The sequence below is a fragment of the Mesorhizobium sp. M7A.F.Ca.ET.027.02.1.1 genome (assembly GCF_004022985.1).
GTDB lineage: Bacteria > Pseudomonadota > Alphaproteobacteria > Rhizobiales > Rhizobiaceae > Mesorhizobium.
On the sequence record NZ_RZOL01000247.1, the window covers coordinates 1 to 9,138 of the forward strand.

Consider the following 9,138-nt stretch of genomic DNA (forward strand, 5'->3'; position numbering starts at 1 on the left):
CCGCCGGAGCCGAACCAGGGGCCAAAAATTTCGAACCGTCTGGCGGCATCGCAACTGGCTGACGATCTCGCCGGCTGCAGTGCCGCGACAACCCCCCGTCTCGGCCGGAGGCACACGGCGGTCTACAGACTTGATTGTGGCAAAGGTCGAAGTGCTTGCGGTTCAGCGCAAGACCGCACGTCTCAATCGTGCAATTCCCGCGATATCGGCGGACCGAGGGAGAAATCCGAGAACGTTACCTCAAAGCCTTCGCGTTGCGGCGAACAGCACATCATGCCGATATCGACCGTCTTCGAGGTCGGGAAATAGGCAAGCCGCACAGGCTTCCAGTGGCCGTTGGAAGCATCGAGGTACTGGACGCGGATCGCTTCTGCGTGACGGGTCAACCGGATCCTGACGCCGTTCGGATCGGCATGAATGGCGACCAGCGACCAGTCTGACGTGTCGTTGGTGACGACGACGGAGAAATAGGCAAGGCCGTCGGTGTACTCGATACCGGCCTTGATCCAGTGCGTTTCGCTGAGCCGGACCATCAGCCCGGCCTGATCATAGAGGACCTCGTAGTCGCCCTTGACCGTGACTTCGGCGCTGAAATCGCCTTCGACCGGCCGGTGCAGGAAGTGGCCGTTGTCGCGACAGAAACCGTAGAAGGTCTCACGCCAGAAATCGGTCTCCTTGCCGGTGCGCACACGAACGCTATCGCCCTCGATTGCGTGGTGCGGCGGCGGGTTAAGCCAGGTCAGGTTCTGCACTGTCATCCCTTCGCGCCGCTCCAATCCAGATGTGCATGGCGGTGTGCCGGTCCGATCAGCCCGGCATGATCGGTCGACGGCCGATCAGCCTGCGAACGTATAGGCCGTCTTTACCGTGGTGTAGAACTCCGCCGCATAGTGGCCCTGCTCGCGCGGCCCATAGCTCGAGCCCTTGCGGCCGCCGAAGGGAACATGGAAATCGACACCCGCCGTCGGCAGGTTGACCATCACCATTCCGGCCTCCGAATTGCGCTTGAAGTGCGTGGCATGCTTGAGGCTCGAGGTGCAGATGCCGGAGGTCAAGCCGAAGGGCGTGTCGTTGGCGACGGAAAGCGCCTCGTCATAGTCCTTGACGCGAATGACGCTGGCGACAGGTCCGAAAATCTCCTCGCGCGAACTGCGCATGGCATTGGTGGCCTCGGTGAGCAATGCCGGCTGCAGGTAGAAGCCTGGCGTCTTGCGGTCGAGCCGCTCGCCGCCGAAGGCGAGCGTGGCACCTTCCCTGACGCCGATGGCGATATAGTCCTCGTCCTGCTTCAGCTGCGTCGCGTCGACGACAGGACCGATCTGGGTCTGCGCGTCGAGCGCATCGCCGATGACCAGTTTGCTCATGCGGTCCTTGAGGGCATCGACGAAACGGTCGTGAATGCCGTCAGCCACAATCAGCCTGGATGACGCGGTGCAGCGCTGGCCGGTCGAGAAGAAGGCGCCATTGAGCGCGCAATCGACGGCGATCGCAAGATCGGCATCGTCGAGCACGACCAGAGGGTTCTTGCCGCCCATTTCAAGCTGGAACTTGCGCATGTGTTCGATGCTTGCCGCGGCAACGCGCTTGCCGGTACCGACCGAGCCGGTGAAGCTGATGGCGTTGACGTCGGGACTGTCGAGCATCGCCTGACCGACGACCGAACCCTTGCCCATGACGAGATTGAGCACGCCCTTTGGCAGGCCGGCGCGATGCAGGATGTCGACAATGGTCCAGGCGCTCTCGGGAACCAGCTCCGCCGGCTTGAAGACGACGGTGTTGCCGTGGGTTAATGCCGGAGCGATCTTCCAGGCCGGAATGGCGATCGGAAAATTCCACGGCGTGATGATGCCGACCACGCCGACCGCCTCGCGCGTCATCTCGACGCCGACGCCCGGTCGCACGCTCGGCACGACCTCTCCGGTTAAACGCAACGTTTCGCCGGCAAAGAAATCGAAAATCTGGGCGGCGCGAATGGTCTCGCCTATGCCTTCGGCCAGCGTCTTGCCTTCCTCACGCGCGAGATTGCGGCCAATCTCGTCCTTGCGCGCCAGAATCTCGTCGGAGGCCTTTTTCATCACCGCGTGACGCGCCAGCGGACCGGAACGGGACCAAGCCGGGAACGCTGCCTTGGCCGCGGCGATCGCCTGCTTGGCCTGTTCGACACCCGCCGAGGCATAATCGCCGACGATGTCACCGGTATCCGAGGGGTTGATGTTGCGCGAACCGGCGTCGCCGACCCATTCGCCATCGATGAGGTTCTTTCGAAACAGCGTCATATCGTGTGTTCCTGCTTGTTGGCCGCGCGGGCATCTGTCTGAACTGGTATTTGCCAGACAATTGCCTCGCGGGAAAGCAAACAGTGAACCAGCAGCCGCGACAAAAATCCCCCCGCTTGCGCCGCGCGGATGGCGGGTGACGACATTGCCTCATCGAGCTTCGATGCGGCCAACATCCATGGTGCGTCGTCCGGCTTGGGCCGATTTCCTCTATACACTTCTGTCCATAGCCTTGATTTGCCTGAGGCAGCATGTCATGCGTCGTGCCGATGGCAGCTCTCGAAACGACGATTCAGCGCGCCGGCGCCACCGGCAACATCAAGGCCACTCGCGAAGACTGGCTGAAACTTGCTCTTGAAACGTTGATCTCCGACGGTGTCGAACGCGTCCGCGTGCTGACGCTTGGACAGAAGCTCGATGTGTCGCGTTCCAGCTTCTACTGGTATTTCAAGAGCCGGCAGGATCTGCTCGACCAGCTGCTGGATTACTGGCGGCAGACCAACACCAAATTCATCGTCGAACGGGCCAGGCGGCCTTCCGCGACCGTCATCCGCGGGGTGATGAGCATTTTCGAATGCTGGGTAGACGAAAGGCTGTTCGATCCGCAGCTGGATTTCGCGATCAGGGCCTGGGCCCGCCGCTCGCCCGCCATCAGGCGCGCGCTCGACGAGGCCGACGAGGAGCGTGTCAACGCCATCCGCGACATGTTCATGCGTCATGGCTACGACGAGGAGGATGCCTTCGTGCGGGCTCGCGTGCTGTACTTCATGCAGATCGGCTATTACTCGCTTGAGCTCAACGAGCCGATGAGCAGCCGCCTGCCTCACGTCGCCGGTTATCTGCGCAGCTTCACCGGCCAGGAGCCCCCGGCGGAGGATGTCGAGGACTTTTCGCGCTATGTCGAGAAGACGCTTTCGCGCAACCGATAGTACGGCCCGCCCGGCCGCCGCGGCTGACGATTTCGCTTAGCGCATCGCCCCAATAGCAAGCACGTTTGCTGCCGACAGCAGCAGAGGAGCCCCCTCTGCTGCATCGGCGCAGAGCGGAGTCATGGGCCGCTCATTCTATCGCCTTTCCAAGCTCTAGACACATATGTACAATACCAGTAGGGTACGCCACTGACTGGGTGGAGTGCGACAGGATGAAATCCCAATACAGGGCGATCGTCATCGGCGGCGGCGTGGTTGGAGCCTCGGTGCTCTATCACCTGGCGAAGTTCGGCTGGAGCGACGTCGCGCTGATCGAACGCGAGGTACTGACAGCGGGATCGAGCTGGCATGCGGCCGGCGGGTTCCATGCACTGAACGCCGATCCCAACATCGCCGCCCTGCAGGCCTACACGATCGACCTGCTCTCCGAAGTCGAGAAGGAATCGGGCCAGAGCATCGGCATGCACATGACCGGCGGCATCTCGGTCGCCTCGGCGCCCGAGCGCTGGGAATGGCTCAAGGCCTCCTACCGCATCTTCCAGACCATGGGCATCGACGATGTCCATCTGGTTGGCGTCGACGAAATCCGACAGCGCTGCCCGATCCTCAACACCGACGGCATGCTGGGTGGGCTTTATGCCGCGCGCGAAGGTCATATCGATCCCTCGGGCGTCGTGCACGCCTATGCCAAGGCAGCCAGGCTGCGCGGCGCCGACATTATCGAGCACAACCGCGTGCTGGAACTCAACCGCCGCGCCGACGGCGGCTGGGACGTGGTGACAGAGAAGGGCACGGTGATTGCCGAGCACGTCGTCAATGCCGGCGGACTGTGGGCCAAGCAGGTTGGCAGGATGGCCGGCATCGACCTGCCGGTATCGCCGATGGAGCACCATTATCTCGTCACCGAGGCGCTGCCCGAAATCCAGGCGCTGGACAAGGAATTGCCGCTGATCGTCGATCTCGAAGGCTTCACCTACATGCGCCAGGAGCAGAAAGGCCTGCTACTGGGTATCTATGAGGTCAACCACAAGCACTGGAACATGGACGGGGCGCCCTGGGACTACGGTATCGAACTGATCCAGGAAGACACCGACCGCATCGCCGACGAACTGGCGCTCGGCTTCAGCCGTTACCCCTGCCTGGAGAATGCCGGCATCAAGCGCTGGGTGAACGGTGCCTTCACCTTCTCGCCGGACGGCAATCCGCTGGTCGGCCCGGTGCGCGGCGTTCCCAACTACTGGGTGGCGTGCGGTGTCATGGCCGGCTTCCTGCAAGGCGGCGGCGTCGGCAAGTCGCTGGCCGAATGGATGATCCATGGCGAGCCGGAAGCCGATGTCTACGGCATGGACATCGCCCGCTATGGCGACTTCGCCTCCAACCGCGAATACATCAGGCAGACCACCGGGCAGTTCTATTCGCGCCGCTTCGTCATGAGCTATCCCAACGAGCAGCTGCCGGCGGGACGGCCCTTGAAAACGGCCGGCGCGCATGACGCGATGGATGCCGCCGGCGCGCGCTGGGGCAATTCATGGGGCATGGAAGTGCCGCTCTATTTCGCGCAGCAAGGCTTCGTCGAGATACCGACGCTGAAGCGCTCCAACGCCTTCGACATTGTCGCACAGGAATGCCGCAAGGTGCGCGAAGGTGTCGGGCTGCTCGATATATCAGCCTTCTCGCGTTACGAAATCGCCGGGCCGCAGGCCGAAGCCTGGCTCGACCGGCTGCTCGCCTGTGCGCTGCCCAGGCCGGGTCGCGCAAAACTCGCGCCGATGCTGGGTGAAAACGGCAAGCTCAAGGGCGACCTCACCGTCTTCAATTGGGGTGATGGCTCCTGGTGGATCATGGGATCCTACTATCTGCGCCAGTGGCATATGCGCTGGTTCGAGCAACATATGAGCGATGGCGTCACCGTTCGCGACATTTCGAACGCCGTCGTTGGTTTCTCGCTCGCCGGTCCCAATGCGCGAATGCTACTTGAGCGCCTCACACATCAGGACGTTTCGCACCAGGCGTTCGGCTTTCTCGCCTGCAGGACGTTCGATGTCGGACTGGTGCGGGCGAAGGTCGGACGACTGTCGGTCATCGGCGAACTCGGCTACGAGATTCATTGCCGGGCCAATGAGCACATGGGCCTGCGCCGCGCGCTACTTGCCGCAGGCAGCGATCTGGGAGTCACCGAATACGGCTTCAGCGCGGTCAATTCGCTGCGGCTCGAAAAGAGCTTTGGCATCTGGTCGCGCGAATTCACGCAGGACTATACGCCTGATGAGACCGGCATGGACCGCTGGGTCGCCTTCGACAAGGGCGATTTCATCGGCCGCGAGGCGGCCCTGAAAGAGCAGAAGGCTCCATCGAGGCGCACGCTGGTGACGCTCGAAATCGACGCGGCGGATGCCGATGCCAGCGGCTACGAGCCGGTCTGGAACAGAGGCAGGCTGGCCGGCTTCGTCACCTCCGGCGGCTATGGCCATACGGTCGGCAAGAGCCTCGCCATGGCGCTGGTCGAGCGCGAAGCGGCCGATATCGATACGCCGTTGACAACCCACATCGTCGGCGTCGAAAGAGATGCGCGCGTCATCGCTTCGTCGCCATATGATCCACTGGGCAAGGCGATGCGGGCATGACCGATCGAACCGATTACGTCGGTGCGAAAGACCATTCGATGATCCACATTTCTTTCCGAACATCAGGCCTGTCCGGCACGTCATGACCACACGCTATTCCGCCCTGTCGCTGTTCAAGGAGGGCCTGGCTGGCCAGACCGGCTGGCAACCGGCCTGGCGATCGCCCGAGCCGAAGCCGTCCTACGACGCCATCGTCATCGGCGGCGGCGGCCATGGGCTGGCGACGGCCTATTACCTGGCAAAGAATCACAACATCACCAGGGTGGCCGTGCTGGAAAAAGGCTGGATCGGCGGCGGCAACACAGGGCGCAACACCACTGTGGTACGCTCCAACTACTATTATCCCGAAAGTGTCGAACTCTACGGGCTGGCGCACCAGCTCTATGAGGGATTGTCGAAAGACCTGAACTACAACGTCATGCTGTCGCAGCGCGGCATGGTCAATCTGTGCCACTCGACTGCCGAGATGGAGATCGGGGCGCGCACCGTCAACGCCATGCAGATCAACGGCATCGATGCCGAGCTGTTTTCACCTGACGATGTGCGCCGGGTGGCGCCGATCTATAATTTCTCAGCCGATGCGCGCTTCCCGGTGTTCGGCGGCATCTGGCAAGGCAGGGCCGGTACGGCGCGCCATGACGCCGTCGCCTGGGGCTACGCGCGGGCGGCGAGCCGGCTCGGCGTCGATATCATCCAGAACTGCGAGATCACCGATTTCATCGTCGAGGGCGGCCGCTGCCGCGGCGTCCAGACTTCGCGGGGCGCGATCCGTGCCGAGCGTATCGGCATGGCGGTGGCCGGGCATTCCTCGGTGCTGGCGGCCAAGGCCGGCTTCCGGCTTCCGATCAATTCCTATGCGCTGCAAGCCTGCGTGTCCGAACCGGTCAAGCCGATCCTCGACACGGTGGTGCTGTCGCCCGGCTGCGGCGTCTATGTCAGCCAGTCGGACAAGGGCGAGATCGTCATCGGCGGCGGCCTCGACCGCATTCCTTCCTATGCGCAGCGCGGCAATTTGCCGACGCTGGAGGCGGTGATTGCCGGCGTGCTGGAGATGTTCCCGATCTTTGGCCAGCTCAAGCTGATGCGGCAATGGGCAGGTATCGTCGACGTGGTGCCGGATTCCTCGCCGATCATCGGCGAATCGCCGCTGCCCGGCCTGTTCCTCAATTGCGGCTGGGGCACGGGCGGCTTCAAGGCCATTCCCGCCGGTGGCACGCTGCTGGCGCAATTGCTAGCGTCAGGCAAACACAACGACATCAGCCGCCCCTTCGATCTCGATCGCTTCGCCACCGGCCGGCTGATCGACGAAGCGGCCGGCTCCGGCATCGCGCATTAGAGGTTTGCCATGCAGCTCTTTCCTTGCCAATTCTGCGGCCCGCGCGACGAAACCGAATTCCACTATGGCGGCGATGCCGGCAATGTCAGGCCGGATGGCATCGACGTGCCGACCGATCGCTGGGCTGGCTACCTCTATCTGCGCGGCAACCCGAAAGGCACGGCGCGCGAGATCTGGGTCCACATGATTTGCGGCGAGTTCTTCGTCATGGAGCGGGACACCGTCACCCACAAGGTGCTGTCTTCGGCCGCTCTCGACGGGGAGCATGCCGCGTGACCGCCTCACGTCTTGCCACCGGCGGCAGCGCCATCGACCGCTCGCGCCCGATCCGCTTCAGCTTCGACGGAACCATCGTGCAGGGCTTTGCCGGCGACACTATCGCCTCGGCGCTGCTGGCGGGTGACGTCGCGGTCGTCGGCCGCAGCTTCAAATACCACCGGCCGCGCGGCACATGGGGCGCCGGCGTCGAGGAGCCCAACGCGCTGGTCGATATCGGCGGCTCGCGGGCGACGCCCAACACGCGCGCCACGACCGAGCCGGCGCGCGACGGACTGGTGGCGAAAAGCGTCAACGCCACGCCCAGCGCACTGGCCGACCGCAACGCCTTCCTGGACCGTTTTGCGCGCTTCATCCCGGCCGCGTTCTACTACAAGACCTTCATGTGGCCGGACTGGCACAGGTTCGAGCCGCGCATCCGCGCCATGGCGGGGCTGGGCACGGTCGATGCTGACTGGACCTCGCCCGGCATGGCCGACCAGATCAACCATCATTGCGACGTGCTGGTGGTGGGCGCGGGGCCGGCAGGGCTGGCGGCGGCAAGACTGGCGTCCGGTGCTGGCCTGACCGTCACACTGGTCGACGACCAGCAGAGCCCTGGCGGATCGCTCGGCCATCGTGCCGCGGAGATCGACGGCAAGCCGGCGGCCGTATGGGTCAAGGAGACGATTGCCGAGCTTGCCGCTGGCGGTCACCTCATCCTGCCTTCGACCACCGCCTTCGGCATTTACGACCACAATCTGGTCGGGCTGAATCAACGCCATTTCGACGGCCGGCCGGATACGCTGTGGCGGGTCAGGCCGCGCCAGATCGTGCTGGCGGCCGGCGCCATCGAGCGGCCGCTGCCTTTCGCCAACAACGATCTGCCGGGCATCATGTCGGCGGATGCGGCGTTCGCCTATCTCCGGCGCCACGCTGTGCTGGTCGGCCGCCGCATCATCGTCGCCACCAACAATGACAGCGCCTATGAGGTGGCGGGGGCGCTTGCCGAGGCCGGCGCCGAAGTCAGGCTTGTCGACATCCGGCGCAACGGCACGCCTGCCGCGCCGGCCAATGTCCGGTTGATCAAAGGGCGTTCTCTCGCATCCGCCAGCGGCAGACTGCGCGTCGACGGCGTGACGCTCGACGACGGCACGAGGTTCGATGCCGATTGCGTCCTGGTCTCCGGCGGGTGGACGCCGACCATCCATCTCTTCGGCCAGGCCAAGGGCAAGCTCGCCTGGAGCGATGCGCGCGCGGCCTTCCTGCCGGGCGATCCGGTCGACGGCATTGCTGTTGCCGGTGCCGCTGCCGGCGCGGTCTCCTTGTCGGATGTGTTTGCCGGCGTGGGAAAGGCATTCGCTGGCCAGGCGAACGCGGCAACACCACGCAGCACCGGGCCGGAGGCGACGGGCGGCATAGTCGCGGCATGGCCAATACCGGGCTCTAAGGGGCGCATCTGGATCGATTACCAGAACGACGTGACGGTGAAGGACGTCGAACTGGCGGCGCGCGAAAACTTCGTCTCGGTCGAACATCTGAAGCGCTACACCACGCTCGGCATGGCGACCGACCAGGGCAAGACCTCCAACCTGCCCGGCCTGGCGCTGATGGCCGGTATCACCGGGCGTACGGTGCCGGAGGTCGGCACCACCACCTATCGTCCGCCGTTCACGCCGGTGCCGCTGGCAAGCTTTGCCGGCGGCACCGGCGTGAAC

The 9,138-nt window shown here is 64.0% G+C and carries 7 protein-coding genes; 5 read left to right on the forward strand and 2 right to left on the reverse strand.

Annotated features, from left to right (window positions below; all coding sequences use genetic code 11):
- Positions 1-182: 182 nt before the first annotated feature.
- Both EN749_RS23535 and EN749_RS23540 read right to left on the reverse strand, forming a co-directional pair.
- The gene (locus EN749_RS23535) at positions 183-758 is read right to left on the reverse strand and encodes a DUF1349 domain-containing protein (protein ID WP_127395983.1); all 576 of its coding nucleotides are present in this window, start codon (positions 756-758) and stop codon (positions 183-185) included.
- A gap of 78 nt (positions 759-836) precedes the next feature.
- Positions 837-2,276 carry an aldehyde dehydrogenase family protein gene (locus EN749_RS23540; RefSeq protein ID WP_128364066.1) on the reverse strand — a complete coding sequence of 480 codons (1,440 nt, stop codon included), beginning with the start codon at positions 2,274-2,276 and terminating at the stop codon, positions 837-839.
- A gap of 269 nt (positions 2,277-2,545) precedes the next feature.
- Between EN749_RS23540 and EN749_RS23545 the strand changes: the two genes are divergently transcribed.
- From EN749_RS23545 to EN749_RS23565, 5 genes are all read left to right on the forward strand, one after another.
- A complete protein-coding gene (locus EN749_RS23545; RefSeq protein WP_024501867.1) occupies positions 2,546-3,205 on the forward strand; it encodes a TetR/AcrR family transcriptional regulator in 660 nt (219 codons plus the stop codon).
- Positions 3,206-3,417: 212 nt separating this feature from the next.
- Complete coding sequence (locus EN749_RS23550; protein WP_128364067.1) at positions 3,418-5,829, forward strand: FAD-dependent oxidoreductase; 2,412 nt, start codon at positions 3,418-3,420, stop codon at positions 5,827-5,829.
- Between the two features lie 82 nt (positions 5,830-5,911).
- On the forward strand, positions 5,912-7,165 hold the full coding sequence (locus EN749_RS23555) for a sarcosine oxidase subunit beta (protein ID WP_128287591.1): 1,254 nt from the start codon (positions 5,912-5,914) through the stop codon (positions 7,163-7,165).
- A 9-nt stretch (positions 7,166-7,174) separates the two neighbouring features.
- Entirely contained in the window at positions 7,175-7,441 is a 267-nt protein-coding gene (locus EN749_RS23560; RefSeq protein WP_128364068.1) for a sarcosine oxidase subunit delta, read from the forward strand.
- On the forward strand, positions 7,438-9,138 hold a 1,701-nt coding region (locus tag EN749_RS23565), incomplete at its 3' end, for a 2Fe-2S iron-sulfur cluster-binding protein (protein ID WP_128364069.1). The genes EN749_RS23560 and EN749_RS23565, both read left to right, overlap by 4 nt.